Source organism: Brucella sp. H1_1004 (assembly GCF_047308065.1).
GTDB lineage: Bacteria > Pseudomonadota > Alphaproteobacteria > Rhizobiales > Rhizobiaceae > Brucella > Brucella pseudogrignonensis_B.
The window spans coordinates 425,256-450,307 of record NZ_JAYKZA010000004.1; the positions used below are offsets into that span (position 1 = coordinate 425,256).

The window sequence follows — 25,052 nt, forward strand, 5'->3', positions numbered from 1 at the left end:
AATGAAGAGCTGATTCAGTTTCTCTTGAGGAGACTGAACGATGAGCAATCTTTACTGGCTGAGCGAAGGGCAAATGTCACGCCTTCGGCCCTTTTTTCCCAAGAGCCATGGACGTCGACGCGTTGATGACAGGCGTGTCTTGAGTGGAATTATATTCCTTCTTCGTAATGGGTTACGGTGGTGTGATGCCCCTCGAGAATACGGGCCCTCTAAAACGCTCTATAATCGTTGGAACCGTTGGTGTCACAAGGGGATATTTGCTCAAATACTTGAAGGCCTGTCTTCCAAGTCGTCGGTCGGAAAGACTGTCATGATAGATGCGACCTATTTGAAAGCGCACCGCACGGCCTCAAGCCTACGGCTAAAAAAGGGGATGGTGGACGCCTGATCGGCCGGACAAAAGGTGGCATGAATACCAAGTTGCACGCCGTCACCGACACGCAGGGTCGCCCTATCAGGTTACACGTCACGGCGGGACAAATCAGCGACTACACCGGAGCTGCAGCCTTAATTGAGACGTTACCGAAGGTCGACTGGCTTCTTGCTGATAGAGGCTATGATGCCGACTGGTTCAGAAAACGGTTAAAAGACAAAGAGATAAAGCCATGCATCCCGGGTCGCAAAAACCGTAAGAAGCCTATTAAGTATGACAAACGTCGATACAAGCGACGCAATCGTATCGAAATCATGTTTGGCAGACTGAAAGACTGGCGAAGAATTGCTACCCGTTATGATCGCTGCCCGATTGTGTTCCGTGCAGCAATAGATCTTGCAGCAGCCGTTATATTCTGGCTCGGAAAGCAATGAGTCCTGAGCCTAGTGAAGTCGATGGACGTGAACTGTGATCCTTGATCCGTGTTGAATATTTCAGGCTTTCCATAGCTGACCAGAGCTTCCTCAACCGCTTCGATGCAGAAGTCCGCCTCCATTGTGATCGACAGTCGCCATGATAGAACCCGGCGGCTGAACCAGTCGACGACAGCGCACAGATAGACAGAGCCACGTGCCATCGGAATATACGTTATGTCCATTGCCCACACCTGATTGGGTCTGGTGACCGCCAGCTTGCGCAGGAGATAGGGATAGATTTTATGCCCTGGCGCTGGCTTCGAGGTGTTTGGGCGACGGTAAATCGCCTCGATGCTCATCTTCTTCATCAGCGTAGCGACATGCAGCCGCCCAACTTCAAGCCCTTCTCCTTTCAAAAGCCCCTGCAACATCCGACTTCCCGCGAATGGGTATTCCAGATGCAATTCATCGATCCGGCGCATCAGTGCCAGATCGCCATCCGATACAGGGCGCGGTGAATAGTAGACACTGCTACGGCTGAACCCGAGGAGCTTTGCCTGTCGTGCGACCGAAAGCTTGTGAGCGCGGTCGATCATTTCCTTCCGCCCAGCAATCCCGCCTTGCTGAGCGCTCCGGCTAAAAAATCGTTCTCCAGAGTTAGCTCACCGATCTTGGCATGCAGCGTTTTAACGTCGACGGTTGGCTCTGCTGATTCCGCCTTGGTCTCGTCGCCGAAAACACCAATGGCCCCCTCAAGAAGCTGATCTTGCCATTGCTTTATCTGGTTCGCGTGCACGTCAAAATGCTGGGATAATTCCACTAGCGTCTGCTCGCCTCTAATCGCAGCCAGCGCAACTTTTGCCTTAAAAGCTGGGCTATGGTTTCGGCGTGGTCGTCTCGTCATGGTATCTCCTGTTCCCGGCATCTAAGCCGAAGTCAGGCAGAATTTCCACTTATCCTAGCTGTGCAGATTTCCCGAGCCACTTCTGTCATCAGCTGGTCTATCGGAACGAGACCAGATGCTGAATTGGTCAACACGATGCTCGATGCTGCAATAGAAACTGTCACAGGTAGGGATGAGCGGCCAATATTACATTCTGATCGGGGTGCACACTATCGCTGGCCGGGTTGGCTATCGAGGATTAGTGATGCAAAGCTGGTGCGTTGAATGTCCCGCAAGGCTTGTTCCTCAGATAACGTTGCATGCGAAGGCTTCTTCGGCAGGCTGAAAACAGAGCTCTTCTACCCCAGCGATTGGAAGAACACCACACTCGAGCAGTTTATCAATGAAGTTGATGGCTACATTCGATGGTACAACGAGAAACGGATCAAGATATCGCTTGGCGCTCGAAGCCCAATCGAATATCGAAACAGTCTTGGCATTGTGACGTAAAACCAGTCCAAGTTTTTATCCGCACCCCCGAGTGGCCACTTTCGCGTGAAGAAGAACATGGCCAAGATCGGCGGATTCCAGTCCTTCAAGACGGCGCGTCGGACGATGGCCGGGTTCGAAGCGACGTTGTGGCTGCGGAAAGGCTTCGACTTTTCCGGCGAGTGGACCGTCAACGATCAGAATGACCTGCTCGCGCGCCTCTTCGGACTTCAAAAGGTTAACAAAGCATGAAAATGCGACCGATCACGGGGCGGCTTTGACCTTCTCAACAATTTGCGACAAGCCCAAATACAACATAGAAAATTTGATCGCGCAGAACTTCTAAACTGCCAAAAACATGTCAAAGTAATAACAACTTACTTGAGTTGGAGCGCGCGCGCCACCAACTCGTTTCTTCGCGATCGTGAAAATTACTTTCGTAATTCGGCTTCGATCTGATCGAGGGCCTGATCTTTGCCGATACCGGTCAGAAAGGGAAGGCCTTTGATGACTGGCTTGGTGACGGAAGCAGAAATTGGTGTGGTTGAAACAATAAAATCCACATTGTCAGCCAGGGATGCAACTTCTGTAGCCTTAGCCTGCTGGGCATTGAAGGTGAGCCCGCGCTTTTTCATTTCTTCGGTGACGGCGGCATTCACGGCCGTGGATGTCGCGACACCCGTTCCGCACGCGAAGAGAATTGTCTTTAGTCTAGCCATGGTTTCCTCCAAAGTGTTCCTACATGCCTTGCAATGCACGACAATCGCATTTGTGTTGTCTCGAGTTCCGCTTTGCAATTTATTGTTCGTTCAACGCAGTTTGAATATCTTCAAAAGAGCGCGCTGCCATCAGCCTCTCGAGTGCGTCCGGATCCTGAATTGTTGCCATGATCTGTTGCAAGGTCTCAATTTGCTTATCCTTGTCATTGATCGCAAGCAAAAAGACATACCCAACAGCAACGGCCTCGTCAGGATCTTCCATATTGGTAAATTCAACGGGTGACTTCAGTGTTGCAAAGGCAATACCCGCTTTGAGCACATGCTCAGGGTCCGTATGTGGAACAGCCACGTTTTTTTCGAGCTCAAGTGGCAACCCAGTCGGCATGGAGAGCTCACGACTTACCACTGCATCGGCGTAGCTTGGCTTTACATAGCCCAATTTTTCCAGTTTTCCCGCGAGAATCCGGATAATTTCCTCGTTTGTTGTTGCGTCGCTCTGAAGCTCGATCGCGTTTGGGTCTAGAAAATCAATCAGACCAGCAGCCATTTCATACTCCATTTGGAAAAGACCGCACGTCGAAACTGACGTGCGGCTTTGATTATAGTGCAGAATTGATTGCCAGTATCAGGCAATCTTTTCTTCAGCAGGTTCATCTTCTGCGCCAGCCGCACGTTCCCAAGCGAGTGTGTTGCGACGATAGAGAATGAACAGCAGGGCGATAACGGCGGCAATAACTGCCACGCCGACCGTGCCACCAAGCCAGCTGATTGTTTTGATGATAATATCAGGAACCCACAGGAACCCATCAACCACCGAAGTAATCTGCAAGGCATTTTCAGGCAGCTTGAAGCCGGATGATACTGCCGCACTTGTAAAGAGGGGAGCAAGCGCATTGGCAACATAGAAGCCAATAGCCAGTGTGATCGTTCCCACCACCACCATACGGAACACGTTTCCTTTCAGAAGTGGAGCGGTCATGGCGACAATGAACGGGATAACTGCAAGATCGGCAAACAGGATCACGCGGTTACCTGGCAGGATGACAGAGAGAATGATCGCAATCGGTACAAGAATGAGCGCCGATGAGATCGCTGCCGGATGGCCGATAAGGATTGCCGAATCGAGACCAACGAGCAGTTCGCGGTCACCTGTGCGTTTACGCACAAATTCCTGCGCTGCATCAGAGACCGGAAGTAGGCCTTCCATCAGGATTTTGACCATGCGTGGCAGAAGCAGCATCACAGCTGCCAGTGTCATGCCCGTACCAAGTACCTTGGCAAGTACCGTACCGAAGTCGCCCGCATTATAGAATGCGATAAGACCGAGCACGAGACCGATGATCAGCCCCATAACAACCGGTTCACCAAACACCCCAAAGCGACGTTCGATGGTTTCGGTGTTGATGTTGATCTTGTTGATGCCAGGAATGCGGTCCATGATCCAGTTGAGCACAATCGCGATTGGCAGGATTTGTGCGGAAGCCAGATGTGGTACGGAAACGCCGGGAATGCCGTAGAACTGCTGCACAGCGCGCGCCGACCAATCTGCAAACAGCAGAGACAGAGCGGCAACAAGCGCTGCAACAATAATACCGTAAGCGATATTATCGGTTGCGGCCACTACCAGCGAGCCAACGAAGGCAAAGTGCCAGAAGTTCCATACATCGACATTCAGTGTCCGCGTCCAGCGCATCAGAAGAAGGGCGATGTTAACCAGAATGCCGACTGGAATAACCCATAGACCCACGGACGAGCCAAAGGCGATTGCCGCAGCCGAAGGCCAGCCCACATCGACGATGTCTCGCTTAATGCCTGTGTTGGTGACGATTGCCTGAGCGACTTCACCGATAGAGGTGAACATCAAGCCCAGAACCAGATTAATACCGATGAAAGCGACACCGATAGTGATCGCTGCGCGGAAGGCTTTGCCTACTTTGGCGCCAAGAACCACCGCAATAATGAAGATGACGATAGGCAACAGAACCGTTGCCCCAAGCGTATCGACTGCCGTTTTTAGTCCGCTCAGAAACGCGTCCATTTATTTCTCCTCCCCCCGAAGCACTCCCAACGTGCATCGAGCTCACAGAACGCCATTGTTAGCTCTTACGTATCGACACTTCAAAATATGAGTCATGCGAAACGGCAGAACATTTGTATTCTATAGCAAACTAAAGTTGAATAACAAGATGGCATTTCAATGGGGTTGGCGCGAGATCAAAATGAACACTGGTATTGACTTAGAAACAAATGTTCATTAATCGATAGGGTATCAGAGGAGACTGCAAACGTATTGCAGAGACGTTCAGGAGGAAACGATGGCAACCAATGTGGCGTTGACAGGTTTGGCACGCGATATGCAGGCGCGGGCGGACAGCGGGCGACCGATCCGTATCGGGCTGATAGGCTCTGGCGAGATGGGCACTGACATTGTTACGCGTGTTGCGCATATGCCGGGCATTGAGGTCGGTGCTATCTCCGAGCTGCGTGTTCCTAACGCTCTTAAGGCTGTTGATATTGCGTTTCAGGAAGAAGGGCATGGCCGCGAGGTTTCGACCGCGTCTGATCTGACCGCCGCGATGGAAGCGCATAAGGTTGCTGTCACCGACAACGCAAATCTTATCCTTGAAAATGATCTTATCGATGTTGTGATTGATGCGACTGGCGTTCCGGCCGTTGGTGCCGAGATCGGCCTGCGTGCCATGGAACATGGCAAACATCTGGTCATGATGAATGTTGAAGCCGATGTGACCATCGGCGCTTATCTAAAAGCTGAAGCTGAGCGCCTTGGCGTCACCTATTCGCTGGGCGCAGGTGACGAGCCATCATCCTGTATGGAGCTGATCGAGTTTGTGACGGCGATGGGCCATCCGATTGTGGCCGCAGGCAAGGGTAAGAATAACCCGCTCAATATTGATGCTGTGCCTGATCAGTATATGGAAGAAGCTACCCGCCGTAACATGAACGTGCGTATGCTGGTGGAATTCGTCGATGGTTCAAAAACCATGGTCGAAATGGCTGCCATCGCTAATGCGACAGGTCTTGTGCCTGATAAAGCCGGTATGCACGGCCCAGCGGCGACGCTTGACCAACTTAATAAGACGCTGATCCCCGAGAAGGATGGCGGCGTACTGTCAAAGGTTGGTGTTGTTGATTATTCGATCGGAAAAGGCGTTGCGCCGGGCGTGTTTGTTGTCGCCGACATGTCGCATCCACGTATTTCAGAACGGATGGAAGACCTGAAGATGGGCAAGGGTCCATATTTCACATTCCATCGCCCTTATCACCTGACTTCACTCGAAGTGCCGCTCACCTGCGCCCGTGTTGTTCTTTATGGCAAGCCTGACATGGTTCCGCTTTCAAAGCCGGTCGCAGAAGTGGCTGCCGTTGCCAAGAAGGACATGCAGCCGGGTGAAAAGCTCGATGCGATTGGCGAATATTGCTACCGCGCATGGATCATGACTTCCGGTGAAGCAAGAAGCGCGCATGCTATCCCATGCGGGTTGTTGCAGGGTGGCAGCGTGACCAAGCTGATCAAAAAGGGCGAACTGATCACTTACGACAATGCGGCTGTAGCTCCTGGTTCCAAGATTGCCGAGCTGCGCGCGCGTCAGGACAAGCTCGTTTACGGAGCGTGAGGATAAAACATCATGGTTCAAGCCAAAAAAGTCGATCCGCAGGATACGGGCGACCGTCACAACTTGCCTTATGCCTTTCGCACTTATTCGCCAGAGCAGCTGAAAGAAGCCTTGCATAAAATGTATCTGATCCGTCGCTTTGAAGAAGGCGCGGAAGAAAGCTACACGCGTGGTCTCATTCACGGAACGATGCATCTTTCCATTGGTCAGGAAGCGAGTGCAATGGGATCGTGCCTGCCGCTCAATGATGATGATATGATCACCTCGACCCATCGTGGTCATGGTCATTGCATCGCCAAGGGTGCAGACGTGAAACGTATGTTTGCTGAGTTTTTTGGCAAGGAAACCGGCTATTGCAAAGGCCGTGGCGGCTCGATGCACATTGCTGACGTTTCCAAGGGAAATCTTGGCGCAAACGGCATTGTCGGCGGTGGTATTCCGATTGCGGTAGGTGCTGCACTTTCTGCCAAGAAGCAGAAAAACGGCAAGGTCGTCGTGTCGTTCTTTGGTGACGGTGCGAATAATGAGGGCGCTTTTCATGAAGCGCTCAATATGGCCTCTGTCTGGAAGCTACCAGTCGTTTTCATCTGTGAAAACAACGGCTACGGCATGTCTACATCGACTAAGCGCTCGACGGCAGTTGCCAATGTGGCTGATCGTGCGTCTGCTTACAACATGCCGGGCGTGATCGTAGACGGTAACAATCTGTCGGAAGTTGCAGAGGCCGTTAACGAAGCAAGTGAGCGTGCGCGGCGCGGTGATGGCCCGACGCTGATTGAAAACAAAACATACCGCATTCGTGGTCATTCCAAGAGCGATCGCAACCGCTATCGCACCAAGGAAGAAATTGAGCATTGGCAGAATGATCGCGATCCAATCGCGCATTTTGAGGCTGACTTGAAAGCCTATGGCTTCATCAATGACGCCGAGATCGAGGCAATTCGTGCTGAGGTGGAAAAGGAAATCGCTGATGCGATTGAATTCGCCAAGAACAGCCCAGCGCCTGATCTGACCAACCTTACCCGCGACGTTTACACGGACGATATTTGAACATGGACACGACAATCCGTGAGTTGAGCTATTCGCAAGCCATTCAGGAAGCAATGGCGATTGCCATGGAACGCGACGATCGCGTTTTCCTGATGGGTGAAGATATTGGCGTCTATGGCGGCGCATTTCAGGTGACAGGTGATCTGGTGCATCGCTTTGGTGAAGACCGGGTCATGGATACGCCGATTTCAGAACTGGGCGGCGCAGGTGTGGCGGTCGGTGCAGCTCTGACCGGCATGCGCCCGATTTTTGAGTTCCAGTTTTCTGACTTTGCAGCCCTTGCCATGGAGCAGATCGTCAATCAGGCAGCGAAAATTCGCTATATGCTTGGAGGTGCCGTTTCTGTGCCGCTGGTCATGCGCTTTCCGGCAGGGTCGGGAACGGGTGCTGCTGCACAGCACAGCCAGAGCCTCGAAGCATGGCTTGGCCATGTGCCGGGTCTCAAGGTTTTGCAGCCTTCGACGCCTTATGATGCCAAGGGCATGTTGCTTGCAGCCGTTGAAGACCCTGACCCCGTCATGATTTTCGAGCATAAGCTGCTCTACAAGACCAAAGGTCCTGTTCCTGAAGGCTTCTACACCGTGCCAATCGGCAAGGCAGAAGTGGTTCGTGAAGGCCGTGATCTGACGATTGTTGCAACGGCAATCATGGTGCACAAGGCCCTTGATGCCGCCGCTGAACTTGCCAAGGAAGGTATTGATGTTGAAGTGATCGACTTGCGCACTGTGCGTCCGATTGATCGTGAAACCATCATCAAAAGCGTCAAGAAAACGTCAAAGCTCCTTTGCGTTTATGAAGCGGTCAAAACGCTTGGTATCGGTGCTGAAATCTCTGCAATCGTCGCGGAAAGTGACGCGTTCGATTACCTGGATGCGCCGATTGTGCGTCTGGGCGGAGCTGAAACGCCAATTCCTTATAATCCTGATCTTGAACGCGCGACCGTTCCGCAGGTGCCTGATATCCTGAAAAGCGCTCGTGATCTGGCCAAAGGAGTGCGCTGACCATGGCTGTGGAAGTCATTCTCCCCAAGGTCGATATGGATATGGAGACGGGGCAGATTTCGCGTTGGTTTGCCAAGGATGGCGATACCGTCACGAAAGGCCAACTTCTCTTTGAAATTGAAACCGACAAGGCAGCGATGGAAGTCGATGCTCCAGCATCCGGTATCATTGCAGATATTACTGCTGAGGAAGGGGCTGTTGTCCCCGTCGGTCAAGCTGTCGCCTGGATTTATGCTGAGGGTGAAGAGCGTAACGGCAAGTCAACACCCGTCGTTGAAGAGCCCGTTGCTGCTGCACCCGTAGAAACCGTCATTGAGCCGGTAGCGTCAAAACAGGATGAACCAAAATCCTCCCAGGATTTTGAGCCGAGTTCAGCCAATGATGTGCGGGCAACACCGCTCGCACGTCGGCTTGCGCGTGAAGCTGGTATTGATCTCAAGTCCGTTCAAGGCTCAGGCCCGAAAGGTCGTGTGCAGAAAAAGGATGTTGAAGGCAATAGCAGCATTGCGAAGCCAGTAGCTGCTGCGGTTGCGGCTAAACCGCCAGTGAGAAACGCTGCTGAACCAATTGCTCCGGGACTGCTTAATGCAGTCTGGTTGCGTGAGGGTGATGCAGGCCGCTTGCCGATCGTTCTGATCCACGGTTATGCGGCGGATCTCAATTCGTGGCGTGGATTGTTTGCCGGTGCGTCGCTCGGTCATCCGATCCTTGCACTCGATCTTCCGGGACACGGCAATTCACCACGCGCCGTTCCTGCAAGCATTGACGACATTGCCGCAAGCGTTGAAGCAACGCTCGCATCACTGCATGTGTCAGCTTGCGTGCTCGTTGGGCATTCGCTTGGTGGTGCGGTCGCGACTGTTACAGCAGCCCGCGGTGTTGTCGATGTGCGCTCGCTGCTGTTGATTTCGTCAGGTGGTCTAGGCCCACAGGTCAATGGTGCATTTATAACGGGTCTTGTCGGCGCAAAAAGTGAAGCCAGCATCGTTCCCTGGCTTAAAGTGCTTGTTGCTAATGAAAGTCATCTGACAAAGCCGTTCATCAATGCAACCGTTGCTCAGGCTGCTGATACAGAACTGCGCGATACGCAAGAAGCTATTGGTGCGCGGTTTTTTGCTGATGGCACTCAGACCTTTGAAGTACGCTCAAGCATTGCTTCGCTTGCCATGCCTGTGCGGCTCATCTTTGGTTCAGAAGATCGGGTCATTCCCGCGTCCCATGCGCATGGTCTGCCGGGTAAAGTAGGTGTCCACATTTTCGCGCGCTGTGGACATATGCCACAAATCGAAGAGCGGGCTGCTGTTCTGCAAATCCTGAAAGAGTGCACAGCCGCCGCCAATTGATACCGGCCTAAAGCAATAAAAAGCGCATCGTTTTGCAACGATGCGCTTTTTGGTCTTAGTCGGATGTTGCTTTGTATTTCAACATCTGCGCGGCACTTTCTTCATCGGTGATGAGGACAGTTGGTTTGAGCAGTTCTACAGCACCCAGCAGGGCGGCGATCTTCTCTTTGCCACCTGATGTAAGAATACGTTGTGGCGTCTTCTGAAGGCTTTCAATTTTGGCTGACATGACACGGTCATGCACCGGATCATCAACGATTTTGCCGTTTATATCGTAAAAGTGAAACAGAACGTCTCCGACCGCACCATTGTCGATCAACGACAGTTTCTGCGCCTCGTCGATCAGCCCGACACGGTAAGATGTACTGCTTGCGGTTTGAATATCACCAACGCTGAGCAGGACCATGTCAAGTTGCTCCGCCATATCCAGCACGGTATTCAGCCCACAACGTTCGATAAGAGCGGTACGCGTTTCTTTGCTGTCGACCAGAGCAGGGGCGGGGATCAGATAGCCTTCCCCTTGAAAAATCTGCGCAAACTGCCAGGCAAATTCCGGTGGGTTGGACCGCCGTGGCTGCACAATACCACCTAGCAACGAGATAACTTTTAGGTCATTGAGCGGACGCGTACCGATATGTTGCAGGGTGTTGGAAAGGGTGCGTCCCCAGCCTACACCGATTGTCATGCCGTGCTGTACTCTCTCCGAAAGATAGGCGCCGGTCGCTGCACTGATCGGCGGGATAGGATCAATATCTGCTGAAGAGAGCGGCGCAACGATGGCGCGCTCAAGTCCAAAGGTCTTTTCAAGTTCGACTTCAAGCGCTGTCAGACTGGCCAGCTTGCCTTCGATGGTAATTTTCACTTCATTGCGAGCACGGGCATCAGCAAGAAGGCGAACGATTGTGACACGACCAACACCAAGTGCTTCCGCGATGTCATTCTGCGTCATCTGCTCGACGTAATACATCCATGCAGCGCGCGTTCTCAGCCGGCTTGTACGATTTTCCGCAGCCACACCTTCCGAGCCAATAATGAGGTCTGTTGCGTCAGCATTTTTCTTTGTCTGCTTGCCGGTTTTCTTCAAAACTATCCCTCAAATTAATAGCAAAATACAGTGTTATTGAAGCTGTTGTCTTCTTGTTAAACTATTGCTTTTCCATGTGAACGCAAACAATAATTCCTATGCATTGCCTATTCTGTTATCATGGCGGCCTCGGTGAGGAAAACGAATATGTTACGCATAATTTCAGAAGATATTGCAGTCAATTTGAAGGACCGTCTGCGTGAGGTCCGATATATGATCCGACGCAATCGTGATGAAGGTTTGCGTGCGGAACAGGCCTCATCGCGTCCCGGTGAAATTGTTTCTCCCGAACTGCTACTGGGCCATGCGGCCAGCGTGATGGACAAAGCTCTGACTACCGCCGAAACGATTTCGATATCGCTGATTTCATCCGATCCAAAGGTTCATAGTGGTGCGCCTCGTGTGAAGAGCATTGCGATTTACTTTGGTGGGTCGGCAGAGGGTGTGCGGGCTTTCCGCAAAGATATGTATTATCTCACCAAGGAGGTGCTGCGACGGCACCAGTTGCAGAATGTGCTGATTCAGGAAGCGGTCTTTGTCACAGTTCATGACAGGCTGGTACGGAACCACACTGCGTTGCTCAAAAACGCGTTTGCGGGAGAAGCTGGGGAGAACAGAATAGGCGCGACGGCAAAAGTCATTGCTACGATGTTTACGCAACTGCTGTTGGAGAGACCTGTGCGGTTTATTTCGATGGAGGGTAACTGCGATCCGCAGGCTTTGCGCCGGTTTGAAATATCCTGTTTTGCCGCCGTCAGTCTTGCCTGTGGTTTGATGACGTTGAAACCTGCCGATCTCGCGGGCACTGATCCTTTGGAAAGCGCTATTCTGGCATTGGACGTGCGGCAGGAGCGCCTCATGCAGGCAGCAGAAAAACGCGATCAATCGCAGCTCGAAGTCCTGTTTCAGACACTGCTTGCCCATCTTCCATAATAGAAAACCCGGATCATGATCCGGGTTTTAATGTTCGCATTGCGAACGCAGTCTAATTTGCGAACATGTCCGCGATCAGCTTTTTTGCACGCGGAATGGATGCCGGGCTCATGCTGAGTTCGGTCAATCCCATACGAATAAACGCGCCGATTAGTTCTGGCTTGCCTGCTGCTTCACCGCACATGCCAACCATGATGCCTGCATCGGTGCCGGCTTTAGCCGTCATCTCGATTGCAGCCATCACCGCTGGATGGCTGACATCGTTAAGCTTTGCAACGGTCGGATTGAGTCTGTCAGCGGCCATCACATATTGTGTCAGGTCGTTGGTGCCGATGGAGAAGAAAGCAGACTCTTTGGCAAGTTCTCTTGCAGCAAAAACCGCTGCCGGAGTTTCGATCATCACACCAAGATCGACTTCAGCATAGGCTTTGCCTTCATTCTTAAGTTCGGCGGCACATTCTGCGATCAGGCGTTTTGTCGCCCGAATTTCTTCGACATCCGAAATCATCGGCAACATCACTTTGAGATTGCCATTGACCGCTGCGCGCAACAGTGCCCGTAACTGCGGTTTGAACACATCCGGACGGTCCAGACACATGCGAATGCCACGCCAGCCGAGGAACGGGTTTTCCTCTTGAGGAAACTCAATCCCCGCAATCGGCTTGTCGCCACCAATATCGAGCGTGCGAACGATCACGGAGTTCGGTGCAAAAGCTTTCAGAAGTGCGGTATAGGTTTCGGTCTGCATATCCTCGGACGGTAGATGAATATGCTTCATGAAGAGAAGTTCGGTGCGAAACAGCCCAACACCCATGGCTCCAGATTCAAGTGCAATGTCGATTTCTTCTAGCGCTCCCATATTGGCCGCGACTTCGATAATCGTTCCATCCGCACGACGCGGCGTGATAGAGCGGTAGGCATTCAGCGCCTGCTTTTCCTGCAACGCTTTGGAAATGCGGGCTTCGATCTCGGTGCGGGTCGCCTCGTCTGGATCGGAGTGAACGATGCCAAAACTTCCATCTACTGCTACCGTTTTCGCGGTCTTGAGCTGTTGAACAGCACTGCCAAGACCCAGAACCGCAGGGATGCCGTGTGTACGTGCAATAATGGCGACATGCGATGTTGCGCCACCATGTCCGCAGACAACGCCTTTGATTTTCTTGAGTGGTGCACGCGCCAGATCCCACGCACCAATATCCTCGGCAATCAGAACGGAACCGTCTGGGAGTTCTTCCAGGTTGATGTCGTCTTTGCCAAGCAGAGCCAGACAAATCTGGCGGCTGACAGCGTACACATCATCCGCGCGTGCGTTCAGATATGGATCATCCAGGGCCGCAAATTGCCCGGCTACGGTTGAGGCGGCGGCAAGCATTGACGAAATCGCATCGAGACCACCACGAATAAGCCCGAGCGCCTCGTCAGTCAGGCTGTCATCGGCTGCAATGTCTTTCAAGGCCGCAATAATGCCACGGTCAGCATCGGCGAAATTACCGCTTGCAAGCGAGGTATCCATGCGATGCTGCACGGTTGCGATTGCCGATTTGAAATGTTCGATCTCCGCATCAATTTCCGATGCTGCGAGTTGTCTGCCCGAAGGCTTGATTTCTTCTGGAAAAAACGGAAATGCCGTGCCCAGTGAAATACCTTCGCTGGCTCCAACGCCCTTAATCTGACCGGCAGGCAGTTCGATCGAAAGCGCGGGTTGAGGCGCAGTCGAAGGTGTGGCTTCCGCTTTGGGTGCAGGGGCAGTGGTTTCTTCAATCCCTGCCTGCGGATTTTCCAGATAGCCGATCAGGGCCTCAATGGCCTCAATCGCATCCGCTCCATTGGCACGAACGGTCACTTCATCGAGCTCTTTTACACCAAGCAGCATCAGCTTGACGGAGCTTTTTGCACTGACGCTTTTTCCGGCTTTGGCGATTTCAATATCGCTTTCAAAGCCCTTGGCCAGTTTAACGAAGCGCGTGGCGGGGCGCGCATGCAGCCCTTCATGCACCCGGACGATTGTCGAGCGTTCCATGTCTATAGCCTCAAATCAACAGATGAAACAATTCCAGCGTCCGGGACTTTGATAATCATTCCAATAGTCTGTTTAGAACATAATTTTAGATGAGAGAGCAATCAGCCCTCAGCCGCCGATGGTGATAATCTGGCCTTCTTTCAGGGCCGCGACAAGGTCTTCGCCCGCTATTTCACTCGCGCAGATTTCTCCCGGGCGATCAGTTGAGGTCGCGCCTGTGAAAGAGATGACGACATGTCCGATCTCACGCACTTTTTGCCAGGCACTTTCGCCTACGGCTGTAATTTCTGCAGTGACCGAGCCAATGGCAATCTTAGCGCCAACAGCCGGAGCTGATGTTTCAGGCCCTTCTTCCACAACGTGAAGAACAGAAACTTCTGCCAGTTCAGGTGGTGAACCATCAGCAAACAGGATGAGAACGCCGCCTTCGGCGAGATCCGCAACTTCCGGGCCGATCGCGGAGATCCGCGTTTTCAGATGTATCGACATAGAGGCGGTCCTTTCTTGGTATAGTTATTCGATGCCCACGAACGCCGATCAGGCACATCGATACTGTAAATGTCTGGAAAATTGCCTGCCGCCGCATTTTGCTGCGGCAGGCTTAGAGTTTTAAAGTACTGCGATGCTGACAAGCCATGCGATCAGAACTGAAACAGGTCCCATGATCTGTCGGCTGATCAGGACTGCCGGAACACCGATTTCAATGGTCTTCGGCTTCGCTTCTCCAAGTGCGAGACCAACCGGCACGAAGTCACAACCCACCTGTGCGTTATAGGCAAACAGTGCTGGCAGGGCCATCGCGGGCGCAATTGTTCCGTTGGCGATTTGTGGGCCGATAATCGCGACACCAATAACCTGTGCAATGACGGCACCTGGTCCAAGAATTGGCGAGAGAAACGGCAGGCCACAGATTGCTGACAGAACAAGCAACCCAACAATGTTATTGGCAAGCGGTCCCAGCGGCTGCGCAAGAATGTCGCCGATACCTGTGTAGAGAATCAGGCCGATCAACATCGTTACGAATGCCATGAATGGCAAAACGTTACGGATAACCTGATCAATTGTGCGGCGACCGGCTTGGAAGAAGATGCCAACAACGCGGCCCATCACGCGACCTATGCCGCTGATAAGGCCGACAATGCCGCCTTCGCTCGGAAGGTCAAGCGGAGCAGGCGCTTCTTCTTCCTGTGCGGCTGCTGCAGCAGGTGTTGCTGGGGCCGAGCCATCTGCGGGAACGATATTCTCTGGCTTTACACCTGAAACATAAATGTCCTCGGTAATGAATTGTGCCAGAGGGCCGGATTGTCCAACCGGCGTAATGTTCACCGTTGGAATGCGTTTGCGTGGATAAACACCGCAGCGCGCTGTGCCTCCGCAATCGACAACCACAACGGCCATTTCGCTTTCGATTGGCGGTGAGCGGAAACCATCAACGGCCTCAGCTCCCGTCAGTTCGGCAATCTGACGTGCAAGCGGGTGAATGCCACCACCTGTGACGGAAACCACCTTGTTGCGCTGTTCGGTCGGCTGAATGACGAGTGGACCACCCCAGCCATTCGAGCCGCGGGAAATCTTAACTGCCTTATAGGTCTTTACCATGTCGTCCTCCCCAATACCCGCTTAAAGTTCGATGCCCTGACGCCGCGCCATAATGGCGGTGATGCGTTCTGTGAGCATACCCTTAAGGAGGATCACCAAGAGGCCAACAATGGCGTACCAAATGGCGACGCTGATGTGATAACCTGCCGGAACCGCGCCCTTCTTCTCCAGTTCGAGAAGTGCGACGAGCACACCGCCCCAGACAAAATATTCACCTGGATTGATATGCGGGAAGAGACCCAGTGGCGGATGAACATAGGACACAGCCGCGTCATAGAAGGCAGGCTTGTATTTCTCGTCCAGAAATGAACCGAAGGTATAAGCCATTGGGTTGGTCAGGAAGAACACAGCCAGCACGGGCAGAACCGTATAGCGGGTAAGCGCGATACGTCCCGCATTGCGTGCGATGCCGTGGACACGCTTTTCGCCGACCAGTTCAGTGACGGCGTAAAACGCGGTCATCAGCACGACGAGTGTCGGGATGATGCCGGTTACAAATCCGGCAAAAACTTCGCCGCCCTTCTGGAAGACGCCAATAAAGTGTTTGCCAATAGAGGCCAGCCAGCCAAGCTGTTCTTCCTGTGCGACGTTCTGCAAACGCTCCTTGAACTGGTCAACGGAGATTCCGGCTGTTCCGGTGTCTGCCGGTGCTGGTGTTGTCGCCTGTGCGAGTTGCAGCAGATCATTACCAGCGTGTTCGGCGGCATGTTTACCATGCAATGCCGCGTCTGATAACATGCTGCCAGCGACGTGTATTGTTTGCATTGTTGTGTCGGCGTGTTGCGCCAACATAGAAATTAACGACATAGCTCCTCCTCAATTGCCTGTTCAGACAAGCAATCCTAAGCTCCCACTGCCTTCAAACCTTCGAGTCCGAGACCATCGGACTGATCTCTTATGCGACCGATCTGCTCCATAGCCTGCGAAGCAGCAGCAGCTACTTCAGGTTTTCCTTCTCCGATTGCAGGATTGTCCTGTAATTCACTCAGGCGCATTCCTTCAAAGCCTTCACGGCGGATGAATTTAGCAAAGACGGTCCGTCCGCTCATTTCGAGAAAACGACGCACCACAAGGTTGCGGTCGACAACGATTAGCACGATGACCCCTTTTCCAAAGCGTCCGCGAATATGTCCTGCACCAACAAAGCCGTCTGAATATTTCGAAGTGATGCCCTTCATCACATCGGAATAGTGGCGCATCTGGAACCAGACGCCGAGCGCCTGAAAGCCCCACAGCAAAGCAAGCGCCAGCAAGGCCCATTGCCAGATAGCCATATCTGATCTCCTCCCACGAAGCACGAACGGGATATTTTTCTGTGTTCGTCTTTCATCAATTAGAGAACATTTGTCTTCTCGAATGTCAATATGTATAATTTTTGTGATAATTAGATGCGAATGAAGACTGACATTTCAATCGGTTTGGCATAATGTCATGTGCAAACGGGAGATCGCTCGCAGCATGGACTTGTTACTCAGAGAACAAATGACATCAATGCCGGATTTGCGCCATCGTTTGCGTCAGCTGCGTTGGTTCAGGGCGACATTTCGCAAGCATGCCAGTCTGTTGCATGAGCTTTATGGTGTTGAATACTATATCGATGAAAAGAAGCTCACTGAGGCGTTTCTGAATTGGGTCGAGCTGGTCGAGCAGAATAAGCGTTTTGCCCAGGTGGACCGCAAGGATTTCATCACATTCGCTGCAGGTCTTGTGTTGCGCGAGCTGATCCGCTTGTCGCCCGCGAAGGTCATTTCACAGCCGAAGCATCCCGAAGGCGATTCTGCACGCCTTTACGAGATCGTCAGCTTTTGGCCGGAAGGTTTCCTCTACACCAATTACTGTATCTGTGCGATTGCTGCCGTTCAGGAGCAAGAGTTCGGCACGGTGCCCAATATTGACCAGTGCGCCGATGAACTGCGGACATGGTGGTCTTACAAAGAAAACGTCTCGGAAATGCCAGGCTATGCAATTGCGTTTCTCGATAAGTTTCTTGGCAGTGAACCGAACTGGATCATGCCGGATTTGGCTTCGGCGCGTGCTGCGGTGAAACGCGCCCTTGGGAAAAGCAATCCGGTTACCAAGATACAGATGAAGTAGCCATTACCCATTCTTTCTGATGTCTTTGACCTTCTTCGATGCGCTGCTTGAATGTCTGCGTAAAGGATCGGCTCATCGCGTATCTATGATGGGCAAGACAGCGCCTAAGTGTTTCGCACGGGCTTGAATTTGAATTCTTCACCGCATTCTTATGTGTGGGTAAATCACCCAATCAAAATTCTTACATTTTTCGATAGGCAGTCGACAAATGTAAGAATTTTGATTAACGTGGATATCAAGCTCTGAAAGAAAGCGCCAATAAACGAAAATCGAAGGGCCAAAAAGCCGTAAATCCGGGCTTTTTAAGCATCAGGAACAAAAAGTGTTGACAAGCGACAGCATACGCTGACAAATGTCAGGGTAAGGTGGCATATATCATCCGGACTGAGAGTCTGAAGAATTGCCGGTTCATCGAAGGGGTGGGAGCCCCTGAATACTGGGAGGAGACGACGTGTCATCTTATAGCGTGGATAGGCAGACTGTTTTTCTGCTATTGATCAATTGCGCAGTCCTGGCTGCGGGCGCAGGCTTTGCGGGCGCCAATTTCATGGATAGCTATAATTTGCAGTCCATGGCCGCTCAGGTGCCAGAGCTTGGTCTGCTCGCGCTGGGTGTGATGCTCGCCATGATCTCGGGAAATGGTGGCATTGATCTTTCTGGTATAGCGCTTGCCAATCTCGCCGGAATTGTTGCTTTCCTGTTGACTAGAACTCTTATTCCGGTTGCCGATGCACCGCTTCTGTTTTCGTGGACTTTTGCCGGTCTGGCGCTGGCTGTCGGCCTTATTGGTGGTCTGGTCAATGGCATCATGATCGCCTATGCGCGGCTTACGCCGCTGATTGCGACCCTTGGTACGCAGCTGGTTTTCACAGGCATTGCCGTTTTTCTGACCAATGGGTCTGCGATTAGCCTGGGGTATATCGAGCCGCTGGATAATTTCGGCAACATGCCGGTGCTGAGCATTCCGATGTGCTTTGCGTTGTTTCTCGCTATTGCCGCTCTTTTGGCTTTTGTTCTCAAATACACACCATTCGGCGTCAAGCTGATGCTGATGGGCAGCAATTCGAAAGCTGCGCGTTATGGCGGCATCAACGAAAAGCGCATGCTGCTCTTGACCTACACGATCTGCGGCTTGCTGGCCTCCATCGCGGGGATCATCATTGCAGCGCGCAATTCGTCCGTGAAGTGGGATTACGGCGGCTCTTATGTTCTGATCGCTATTCTTATTGCAGTGCTTGGTGGCGTTAAGCCGGAGGGTGGTTATGGCAAAGTTCTTTGTGTGCTGCTGGCTGCGACTGCACTTCAAATTCTTTCAAGCCTGTTCAACTTCATGAACATTTCCAATTTCTTCCGCGATCTTGCATGGGGCGTGCTGCTTCTGGTGCTGCTGGCTTCTGCACGCGTGCATTTGGGCTACTGGTTGCGGTTACGAAGATAACCAATTCCCTGATGCCCGGCCGGAGGAATTTTGCGGGTCATCAGGAATGAAACTCAACAATAAACAGCATTATAATCGGAGGAGAAGCATGCGTATTATTTCCAAACTGGCTGCTTGCACAATGCTCGCAGGTGTTGCGATGGCGGGTGTCGCCGTTGCACAGGACAAGCCGACAATCGTGACCGTGGTAAAGGTCACGGGTGAAAACTGGTTCACACGTATGAATGAGGGCGTTGATGCCTTTGGCAAGGACAACCCAGACGTTAGCGCAAGCCAGGTCGGTCCGGCAAAGGCAGATGCTGCTCAGCAGGCGCGCATTCTGGAAGATCTCGTTGCAAAGAACGTCTCCGCAATCGCCGTAGTCCCGATGGATCCATCGGCGCTTGAAGGCGTGCTGCGTCGTGCCGCCCAGCGTGGCATCAAGGTCATCGCACACGAAGGTGACAGCCTGACGAATGTCGATGTCGACATCGAAGCTTTCGACAACAAAGCATTCGGGACGCGCATCAATGAAGCACTTGCGAATTGCATGGGCAAGTCTGGCAAATGGACCTCGTTCGTAGGTTCGCTGGGTAGTCTCACGCATAATCAGTGGGTTGATGCAGGCGCTGCAAACGCAAAGCAGTATCCAGATATGGAGCTGGTTGCTGAAAAGAACGAATCCTTCAACGATGCCAACAAAGCCTATGAAAAGGCGAAGGAAATCCTGCGTAAATACCCGGACATTAAGGGCTTCCAGGGCTCGTCGGCTATCGATGTGATTGGTATCGGCCGCGCTGTTGAAGAAGCTGGTTTGCAGGACAAGACCTGCGTTTATGGCCTTGGTCTGCCAAAGGATACCGGCCCCTATCTCGAAAGCGGTGCCGTCGATCAGATCTTCTTCTGGGATCCGAAAGACGCGGGCTATGTCATGAACAAGGTCGCAGATCTGGTTCTCAAGGGTGAGGAAATCAAGGACGGTATGGACCTTGGCGTTCCTGGCTATGAGAAGATGACGGTGATCAAGGGACCGGGCAAGGGCGTCATCATGCAGGGTCAGGCATGGGTGGACGTGGACAAGTCCAACTACAAGAACTTCCCGTTCTAAGAGCGAAGCTGCCTCTGCATACTATTCCGGGGCTGTAGCACCACAGCGGCCCCGGAACTGCGGTATCGCATCCAACCAGTTCGCGCCTTGAGGAAATGCACGGCGCAGAAGTGTCTGAGAGTTTCAGGAAATTTCCATGCACGCTACAGATTCAACACCTGCATCAACACCGCCATTTCTTGAGATCAGAAGCGTCAAGAAATCCTTTGGCGGCGTCAAAGCGCTCAAGGAAGTCAGCCTTGTTATCGAAGCGGGCCAAATCTATCACCTGATGGGTGAAAATGGCTGTGGCAAAAGCACATTGATCAAAATCCTTTCCGGCGCGCAGCCTGCCGATGAGGGGCAGATTTTTATCGACGGCGAACCAACAGGCGCCCGCGCAGGCGACATTGGTGCTATCGGCTCTTTACGAGCGGGTATTGAGACTGTCTATCAGGACCTTTCACTTCTGCCGAACCTTTCGGTAGCGGAAAATGTCGCTTTCACCGAGCAACTTGTCGAAGCGTCAGGTAAGCTCGCGCGCAGACTTGATGTCTCTGCACTCAATGAAACAGCGCGGCGTGCACTCGCGGAGGTGCATCTGCCAACTGATAATGCCTTTCTGAAACGCAGAACAGATACATTGCCCCTTGCCACCCGTCAGCTCATTGCAATCGCACGCGCAGTTGCTTCTGAGGCACGTCTGGTCATTATGGATGAACCGACGACCTCGCTGACGCGTCAGGAGGTTGTCAATCTCCTGCGGGTTGTCGAAAAGTTGCTTAGCAAAGGCGTCGCCGTTCTTTTCGTCACGCACAAGCTTGATGAGTGCAAGTCGCTCGGCGGTCGTGCAATCATCATGCGTGATGGACTGAAAGTCGCTGAACTTGATGTCGCAACACATACGAAGGCTGAGTTCAGCCATTGGATGACAGGTCGCGAAATCAGTGAAACCCGCTATCGCACCGACCCCAAACTCGGTAATGTGATGCTGGATGTCGAACATCTCGGTGACGGACAGAATTTTGAATCTGTTTCGCTTTCGCTCAGGAAGGGTGAAATTCTCGGCGTGACGGGTCTGCTCGATTCAGGTCGCAATGAACTGGCGCTGGCGCTGGCCGGTGTTGTGCCAGCTAGCTCTGGAAAAATCCGGTTGAATGGCAAGGAAATCGCGCCACAATCGGCAGCTGACGCGATCCGCTTTGGCATCGGCTATGTCCCGGAAGATCGGCTTACGGAAGGTCTGTTTCTGGAAAAGCCTATTCAGGACAATATAACGCTGCCGGTCCTTGATCGTTTGCGCAATGCGCTTGGCATGATCAGCGGCAGGCGTGCCAGAAAAGTTGCGGAAGACAGCGTCGCCGATCTTCAGATTGTTGCACCTGATGTCACCATTCCGGTTCAGTCGCTGTCCGGCGGCAATCAGCAACGTGTTCTGATCGGGCGCTGGTTGACCATCAATCCGCAGCTTTTGATCCTGCATGGTCCGACAGTTGGTGTCGATGTCGGTTCCAAGGACACCATCTTCCGCATCATCCAGCGGTTGGCTGACGATGGAATGGGCGTCATCATTATTAGCGACGATCTGCCGGAACTCTTGCAGAACTGCGACCGCATTCTCGTTATGCGACAAGGCCGTATCGTTGCCGCACACAATGCCGATGTACTGACTGAAGACGCGATCTATGCATCCATGGCCAGCATAACAAAGGAGATCGCGCAATGACCGACATTGTATCGGTGGAAAAGAGCAGCGCCAAACAGCGCGGCATGCTGCTCCGGCTTTGGGACTTGATGGGTGCCAGACCGGAACTGTTCACGCTTCTTTTGACAGTCATCACCTGTTTTATTGTTATCGCAGCCAATCCCGATTTTCTGCAGATGAGCAATCTGGTCGACATTTTGCGCGCATCCGTCGTACGCGGCTTGTTCGCCATGGGTGTGCTGGTCGTTCTCGCATCCGGTGGTATCGACGTCTCGTTTACGGCTATTGCCGCTTTTGTCATGTATGCGCTGACTATGTTGGTGACGAACCTGTTTCCAGACATGCCAATGGCGCTCATTCTTGTACTGGCTGCTCTCGGCGGTGCCTGCTTTGGTGCGCTCAACGGGTTTCTCGTGCAAAAGCTGCAAGCGCCTTCGCTGATCGTGACGATCGGCACGCAATATGTGATACGAAGTTTCCTTCTGACCTTCGTCGGCACTGCGCTCTTTATGAATATTCCTGCCGCGATGGACGCGTTCGGTAAGGCGTCGCTGTTCACGCATCGCGCATCGAACGGCGTCGTATCCGTTCTGCCTGCCACTGTGCTGGTTTTGGTGGTCGCAGCTTTTGTGACGTGGTTCATTCTTGAACGCACATTGATGGGGCGTGCTATTTTCGCGGTTGGTGGTAATCCATCCATCGCCGAGCGACTTGGAATCAACCTTTTCCGTGTCCGTATATTTGTCTTTGCCTATGCGGGTTTGCTGGCGGGTATTGCAGGCGTGGTTCACGTCTCCAGCAACCGTCTCGCAAATCCTTTCGATCTGGCGGGCATGGAGCTTGAAATCATCGCAGCGGTGGTGTTGGGCGGAGCGCGCATCACGGGTGGCTCAGGTTCAGTCATAGGGACATTGCTGGGCGTTCTATTGATAACGCTTGTCAGCAATGTCCTGATCTTTGTGGGCATTCCAAGCACTCTGCAGCTGGCAATTGTCGGGGCTTTCATCCTGCTCGCTGGAACGATCTTCGCTCTGCGCGAAAGGGCTTGACGCAAGCCTGATAAGCAAAGCCATCGATCAATGAAATACAATTGTGTTGGGTCATCCTGTGTTGTTTGCGCAGGCTGCCCCCAACTGAAATCTGGGAGGATATCATGTCTCACGATGTGTCTGTTATTGGACTCTATATTCTCGACGTATTGGGACGTCCTGTTGATGCCATTCCACCGGGTGGCAATGTCGAGTTTATCGATGAAATCCGGCTGACAGTGGCGGGGACCGCAGGTGGAACCGTGGTGGACCTAGCGAAGCTTGGTCTGAACTGTCTCGCTGTCGGGGCGGTGGGCGATGATGAGAAGGCTGATTTTGTACTGGCAACTCTGCAACGCTTTGGCGTAGACGTTGCGCAGATGCAGCGTCTGAAAGGTGTTCCGACATCTTCGACCATTCTCAATATCCGTCGCAACGGGGATCGCCCGGCGCTCCATGCGCGCGGCGCATCGGATCATTTTGAAGTTCTCGACAGTGCGCTTGATGCCGTTCTGGCGCCTCCGATTATCCATTTAGGCGGAACAGGACTGCTGGCAAAACTCGATGGTGAACCAAGCCGAAAATTGCTGGCCGAAGCCAAGGCTCGCGGGCGTATCACGACTTTTGATCTTTTAGGGGCGAATGACAGTACCCTTGATCTGATCTCTCCGCTCTTCCCGCATATTGATTACTTCATGCCCTCTATTGAAGAAGCCAAACAGATTTCGGGCGAGGCCGGTGTCGAAGGTGCGGGACGCTTCTTCATCGAACGCGGAGTGAAACACTGTGTCTTCACGCTTGGCGGTGATGGCGTATGCTTTATGGATTCAACCGGCGCTGTTCTGCGTCAGCCCGCATTCCAGATTGAAGTGGTTGATACGACAGGTTGCGGTGATGCGTTCGATGCGGGTTTTATCACGGCACTGCACCGCAAAATGGATGTGAAGACTGCATTGAATTTTGCACAGGCATCCGCAGCTCTGGTCGCGACCGGGCTTGGCTCTGATGCCGGTATCCGTTCTTTCGAGGATACGCTGAATTTCATGAATACTGCTGCTATCAAGCAGTAATGATAACTGCGGCTGACTGTTGGGTGCAGTCCGCCGCTTTCTGCTTTATTGCGCGAGCAAAAGTTCTGCTGCTTCAAAATCGGTAACGAGGTGGGTTGCATAGCCGCCGGTTAAAACCGCGCGGATCGCTTCGATCTTGCGCGAACCACCCGCCACACAAAGCCTGCGGGGAACCCTGTGCAACTCATCGAGTTCAATGCCGATGACACGTTTGTCGAGATCCCGAATGACCTGTTTGCCCTGACTGTCGAGGAAGCGGCAGATCAGGACTGCCACCGCGCCATCCTTGGCATAGGCATTGATCTCTTCATCGCTGGTGACATCAGCAATACGCATGGTGCTTTCTGATGATAGCCCACCGACACCAAAGACAATCATGTCTGACTGGGCAATGAGCTCAAACTGCCGTTGAAGCGCTGGTTCGCCCATTAGCGCGTCTCGCAATCCCGCACTGCTCAAAATCGCAGGAGCCAGCATGTTCACGCTGGTTGCTCCGATATTGCGGGCCATGATCGACGTGCAAAGCTCTGCCGCAAACTCACGCTTGCCCATCGATGAGCCTGTGACCTGAACGACGGTCAGTCCTTCGACAGGGCGCGGCAGCGAGATCGCGTCCGCGATTGCGAGAACTGTTCGCCCCCAGGATACGCAGATTGTGTCGCCGGGTTTGACCATGCGTTCAATAAGGCGTGCGCCGCCGGTTCCCAGTGCCTGTAGTCGCGCTTCAGCGGGGGCTGCTTTCTCGCTGGGAATGACGAGAACCTCATCCAGGCCATACAGGGTTGCGAGTTTTTGCGCGATCTCTGTGCGGGTCAGGATTTCCGAATTCATCAGAATCCGTACTACGCCACGCTGCCGGGCTTCCTGCAAATAATTAACAATGGTTGCGCGAGAAACGCCCATTTTCTTCGCAATATCGTTCTGCGTGAGCTGGTCTTCATAATAAAGCCAGGCAGCCCATACAATCGCGTCATCAAATTCAGCCGGGATGGCATGCGTAGACGGTTTCAGTTCGTCCGATGTCATACTGATTTCCTGATGTTAGCCCCTCATCTGGTTCGCACATAAACGAGTTTTAATCAACAAGCCAATGAAGGAAGTTGACT

At 52.7% G+C, this 25,052-nt stretch carries 22 protein-coding genes and 3 pseudogenes; 14 read left to right on the forward strand and 11 right to left on the reverse strand.

The window, feature by feature from the left end:
- Window positions 1-40 precede the first annotated feature (40 nt).
- A protein-coding gene (locus U2P60_RS20810; protein ID WP_413574285.1) for an IS5 family transposase occupies window positions 41-807 on the forward strand; the annotation gives its coding sequence in 2 pieces (ribosomal slippage) (window positions 41-358 and window positions 361-807; 765 coding nt in all).
- 11 nt (window positions 808-818) lie between these two features.
- On the opposite strand, the pseudogene U2P60_RS20815 reads toward U2P60_RS20810, so the two are convergent.
- Window positions 819-1,693, reverse strand: a pseudogene (locus tag U2P60_RS20815) (IS3 family transposase); the annotation flags it as partial.
- An 84-nt stretch (window positions 1,694-1,777) separates the two neighbouring features.
- On the opposite strand from U2P60_RS20815, the pseudogene U2P60_RS20820 reads away from it, so the two are divergent.
- Both U2P60_RS20820 and U2P60_RS20825 read left to right on the forward strand, forming a co-directional pair.
- A pseudogene (locus U2P60_RS20820) lies at window positions 1,778-2,182 on the forward strand (transposase); the annotation flags it as partial.
- A gap of 30 nt (window positions 2,183-2,212) precedes the next feature.
- Window positions 2,213-2,413 (forward strand): annotated as a pseudogene (locus U2P60_RS20825) (DDE-type integrase/transposase/recombinase); the annotation flags it as partial.
- Between the two features lie 179 nt (window positions 2,414-2,592).
- Here U2P60_RS20825 and U2P60_RS20830 read toward each other — a convergent pair.
- The 3 genes from U2P60_RS20830 to U2P60_RS20840 all read right to left on the reverse strand — a co-directional run bounded on the left by U2P60_RS20830 (window position 2,593) and on the right by U2P60_RS20840 (window position 4,918).
- Window positions 2,593-2,880, reverse strand: coding sequence for a PTS sugar transporter subunit IIB (locus U2P60_RS20830; protein WP_313830101.1), 288 nt, complete (start codon window positions 2,878-2,880; stop codon window positions 2,593-2,595).
- A gap of 79 nt (window positions 2,881-2,959) precedes the next feature.
- The gene (locus tag U2P60_RS20835; RefSeq protein WP_413574286.1) at window positions 2,960-3,427 is read right to left on the reverse strand and encodes a PTS sugar transporter subunit IIA; all 468 of its coding nucleotides are present in this window, start codon (window positions 3,425-3,427) and stop codon (window positions 2,960-2,962) included.
- A 78-nt stretch (window positions 3,428-3,505) separates the two neighbouring features.
- On the reverse strand, window positions 3,506-4,918 hold the full coding sequence (locus tag U2P60_RS20840) for a PTS galactitol transporter subunit IIC (RefSeq protein WP_310014590.1): 1,413 nt from the start codon (window positions 4,916-4,918) through the stop codon (window positions 3,506-3,508).
- A 277-nt stretch (window positions 4,919-5,195) separates the two neighbouring features.
- Between U2P60_RS20840 and U2P60_RS20845 the strand changes: the two genes are divergently transcribed.
- The 4 genes from U2P60_RS20845 to U2P60_RS20860 are packed head-to-tail and all read left to right on the forward strand — an operon-like array spanning window position 5,196 to window position 9,909.
- On the forward strand, window positions 5,196-6,515 hold the full coding sequence (locus tag U2P60_RS20845; protein ID WP_413574287.1) for an NAD(P)H-dependent oxidoreductase: 1,320 nt from the start codon (window positions 5,196-5,198) through the stop codon (window positions 6,513-6,515).
- A 12-nt stretch (window positions 6,516-6,527) separates the two neighbouring features.
- Complete coding sequence (locus tag U2P60_RS20850) at window positions 6,528-7,565, forward strand: thiamine pyrophosphate-dependent dehydrogenase E1 component subunit alpha (RefSeq protein WP_413574288.1); 1,038 nt, start codon at window positions 6,528-6,530, stop codon at window positions 7,563-7,565.
- 2 nt (window positions 7,566-7,567) lie between these two features.
- Window positions 7,568-8,566, forward strand: a complete 999-nt coding sequence (locus U2P60_RS20855) for an alpha-ketoacid dehydrogenase subunit beta (RefSeq protein ID WP_012093444.1) — start codon at window positions 7,568-7,570, stop codon at window positions 8,564-8,566.
- 2 nt (window positions 8,567-8,568) lie between these two features.
- The gene (locus tag U2P60_RS20860) at window positions 8,569-9,909 is read left to right on the forward strand and encodes an acetoin dehydrogenase dihydrolipoyllysine-residue acetyltransferase subunit (RefSeq protein WP_413574289.1); all 1,341 of its coding nucleotides are present in this window, start codon (window positions 8,569-8,571) and stop codon (window positions 9,907-9,909) included.
- Window positions 9,910-9,964: 55 nt separating this feature from the next.
- Here the strand turns inward: U2P60_RS20860 and U2P60_RS20865 are convergent, their stop codons facing one another.
- Complete coding sequence (locus tag U2P60_RS20865) at window positions 9,965-10,993, reverse strand: sugar-binding transcriptional regulator (protein WP_413574290.1); 1,029 nt, start codon at window positions 10,991-10,993, stop codon at window positions 9,965-9,967.
- Window positions 10,994-11,140: 147 nt separating this feature from the next.
- Between U2P60_RS20865 and U2P60_RS20870 the strand changes: the two genes are divergently transcribed.
- Window positions 11,141-11,926, forward strand: a complete 786-nt coding sequence (locus tag U2P60_RS20870) for a hypothetical protein (RefSeq protein WP_413574291.1) — start codon at window positions 11,141-11,143, stop codon at window positions 11,924-11,926.
- A gap of 52 nt (window positions 11,927-11,978) precedes the next feature.
- Here U2P60_RS20870 and ptsP read toward each other — a convergent pair whose 3' ends face one another.
- The 5 genes from ptsP to U2P60_RS20895 all read right to left on the reverse strand — a co-directional run bounded on the left by ptsP (window position 11,979) and on the right by U2P60_RS20895 (window position 16,819).
- Window positions 11,979-13,946, reverse strand: coding sequence for a phosphoenolpyruvate--protein phosphotransferase (gene ptsP, locus U2P60_RS20875; protein ID WP_413574292.1), 1,968 nt, complete (start codon window positions 13,944-13,946; stop codon window positions 11,979-11,981).
- A 108-nt stretch (window positions 13,947-14,054) separates the two neighbouring features.
- Window positions 14,055-14,435, reverse strand: coding sequence for a PTS glucitol/sorbitol transporter subunit IIA (locus tag U2P60_RS20880; protein ID WP_313830113.1), 381 nt, complete (start codon window positions 14,433-14,435; stop codon window positions 14,055-14,057).
- Between the two features lie 120 nt (window positions 14,436-14,555).
- Window positions 14,556-15,545: a PTS glucitol/sorbitol transporter subunit IIB gene (locus U2P60_RS20885; protein WP_313830114.1), complete on the reverse strand. Its 990-nt coding sequence runs from the start codon at window positions 15,543-15,545 to the stop codon at window positions 14,556-14,558.
- A 21-nt stretch (window positions 15,546-15,566) separates the two neighbouring features.
- Window positions 15,567-16,352, reverse strand: a complete 786-nt coding sequence (locus U2P60_RS20890; RefSeq protein ID WP_413574293.1) for a PTS glucitol/sorbitol transporter subunit IIC — start codon at window positions 16,350-16,352, stop codon at window positions 15,567-15,569.
- A 35-nt stretch (window positions 16,353-16,387) separates the two neighbouring features.
- Window positions 16,388-16,819, reverse strand: coding sequence for a transcriptional regulator GutM (locus tag U2P60_RS20895; RefSeq protein WP_413574294.1), 432 nt, complete (start codon window positions 16,817-16,819; stop codon window positions 16,388-16,390).
- A 184-nt stretch (window positions 16,820-17,003) separates the two neighbouring features.
- Here U2P60_RS20895 and U2P60_RS20900 point away from each other — a divergent pair, with 184 nt between their 5' ends.
- From U2P60_RS20900 to U2P60_RS20925, 6 genes are all read left to right on the forward strand, one after another.
- Entirely contained in the window at window positions 17,004-17,639 is a 636-nt protein-coding gene (locus tag U2P60_RS20900) for a hypothetical protein (RefSeq protein WP_413574295.1), read from the forward strand.
- A gap of 451 nt (window positions 17,640-18,090) precedes the next feature.
- On the forward strand, window positions 18,091-19,077 hold the full coding sequence (locus tag U2P60_RS20905) for an ABC transporter permease (protein WP_413574296.1): 987 nt from the start codon (window positions 18,091-18,093) through the stop codon (window positions 19,075-19,077).
- 88 nt (window positions 19,078-19,165) lie between these two features.
- Window positions 19,166-20,164 carry an autoinducer 2 ABC transporter substrate-binding protein gene (locus U2P60_RS20910; protein WP_413574297.1) on the forward strand — a complete coding sequence of 333 codons (999 nt, stop codon included), beginning with the start codon at window positions 19,166-19,168 and terminating at the stop codon, window positions 20,162-20,164.
- Window positions 20,165-20,300: 136 nt separating this feature from the next.
- Window positions 20,301-21,869, forward strand: coding sequence for a sugar ABC transporter ATP-binding protein (locus tag U2P60_RS20915; RefSeq protein ID WP_413574298.1), 1,569 nt, complete (start codon window positions 20,301-20,303; stop codon window positions 21,867-21,869).
- A gap of 44 nt (window positions 21,870-21,913) precedes the next feature.
- Window positions 21,914-22,897, forward strand: coding sequence for an ABC transporter permease (locus U2P60_RS20920; RefSeq protein ID WP_413574359.1), 984 nt, complete (start codon window positions 21,914-21,916; stop codon window positions 22,895-22,897).
- A 104-nt stretch (window positions 22,898-23,001) separates the two neighbouring features.
- On the forward strand, window positions 23,002-23,946 hold the full coding sequence (locus U2P60_RS20925; RefSeq protein WP_413574299.1) for a carbohydrate kinase family protein: 945 nt from the start codon (window positions 23,002-23,004) through the stop codon (window positions 23,944-23,946).
- A 45-nt stretch (window positions 23,947-23,991) separates the two neighbouring features.
- On the opposite strand, the gene U2P60_RS20930 is transcribed toward U2P60_RS20925, so the two are convergent.
- Window positions 23,992-24,972: a sugar-binding transcriptional regulator gene (locus U2P60_RS20930; RefSeq protein WP_413574300.1), complete on the reverse strand. Its 981-nt coding sequence runs from the start codon at window positions 24,970-24,972 to the stop codon at window positions 23,992-23,994.
- Between the last annotated feature and the right edge of the window lie 80 nt (window positions 24,973-25,052).

Coding starts and splice junctions, on each gene's coding strand:
- U2P60_RS20830 (WP_313830101.1), bottom strand. CDS start 2,880: ATGGCTAGACTAAAGACAATTCTCTTCGCGTGCGGAACGGGTGTCGCG.
- U2P60_RS20835 (WP_413574286.1), bottom strand. CDS start 3,427: ATGGCTGCTGGTCTGATTGATTTTCTAGACCCAAACGCGATCGAGCTT.
- U2P60_RS20840 (WP_310014590.1), bottom strand. CDS start 4,918: ATGGACGCGTTTCTGAGCGGACTAAAAACGGCAGTCGATACGCTTGGG.
- U2P60_RS20845 (WP_413574287.1), top strand. CDS start 5,196: ATGGCAACCAATGTGGCGTTGACAGGTTTGGCACGCGATATGCAGGCG.
- U2P60_RS20850 (WP_413574288.1), top strand. CDS start 6,528: ATGGTTCAAGCCAAAAAAGTCGATCCGCAGGATACGGGCGACCGTCAC.
- U2P60_RS20855 (WP_012093444.1), top strand. CDS start 7,568: ATGGACACGACAATCCGTGAGTTGAGCTATTCGCAAGCCATTCAGGAA.
- U2P60_RS20860 (WP_413574289.1), top strand. CDS start 8,569: ATGGCTGTGGAAGTCATTCTCCCCAAGGTCGATATGGATATGGAGACG.
- U2P60_RS20870 (WP_413574291.1), top strand. CDS start 11,141: ATGTTACGCATAATTTCAGAAGATATTGCAGTCAATTTGAAGGACCGT.
- ptsP (WP_413574292.1), bottom strand. CDS start 13,946: ATGGAACGCTCGACAATCGTCCGGGTGCATGAAGGGCTGCATGCGCGC.
- U2P60_RS20880 (WP_313830113.1), bottom strand. CDS start 14,435: ATGTCGATACATCTGAAAACGCGGATCTCCGCGATCGGCCCGGAAGTT.
- U2P60_RS20885 (WP_313830114.1), bottom strand. CDS start 15,545: ATGGTAAAGACCTATAAGGCAGTTAAGATTTCCCGCGGCTCGAATGGC.
- U2P60_RS20890 (WP_413574293.1), bottom strand. CDS start 16,352: ATGTCGTTAATTTCTATGTTGGCGCAACACGCCGACACAACAATGCAA.
- U2P60_RS20895 (WP_413574294.1), bottom strand. CDS start 16,819: ATGGCTATCTGGCAATGGGCCTTGCTGGCGCTTGCTTTGCTGTGGGGC.
- U2P60_RS20900 (WP_413574295.1), top strand. CDS start 17,004: ATGGACTTGTTACTCAGAGAACAAATGACATCAATGCCGGATTTGCGC.
- U2P60_RS20910 (WP_413574297.1), top strand. CDS start 19,166: ATGCGTATTATTTCCAAACTGGCTGCTTGCACAATGCTCGCAGGTGTT.
- U2P60_RS20915 (WP_413574298.1), top strand. CDS start 20,301: ATGCACGCTACAGATTCAACACCTGCATCAACACCGCCATTTCTTGAG.
- U2P60_RS20920 (WP_413574359.1), top strand. CDS start 21,914: ATGCTGCTCCGGCTTTGGGACTTGATGGGTGCCAGACCGGAACTGTTC.
- U2P60_RS20925 (WP_413574299.1), top strand. CDS start 23,002: ATGTCTCACGATGTGTCTGTTATTGGACTCTATATTCTCGACGTATTG.
- U2P60_RS20930 (WP_413574300.1), bottom strand. CDS start 24,972: ATGACATCGGACGAACTGAAACCGTCTACGCATGCCATCCCGGCTGAA.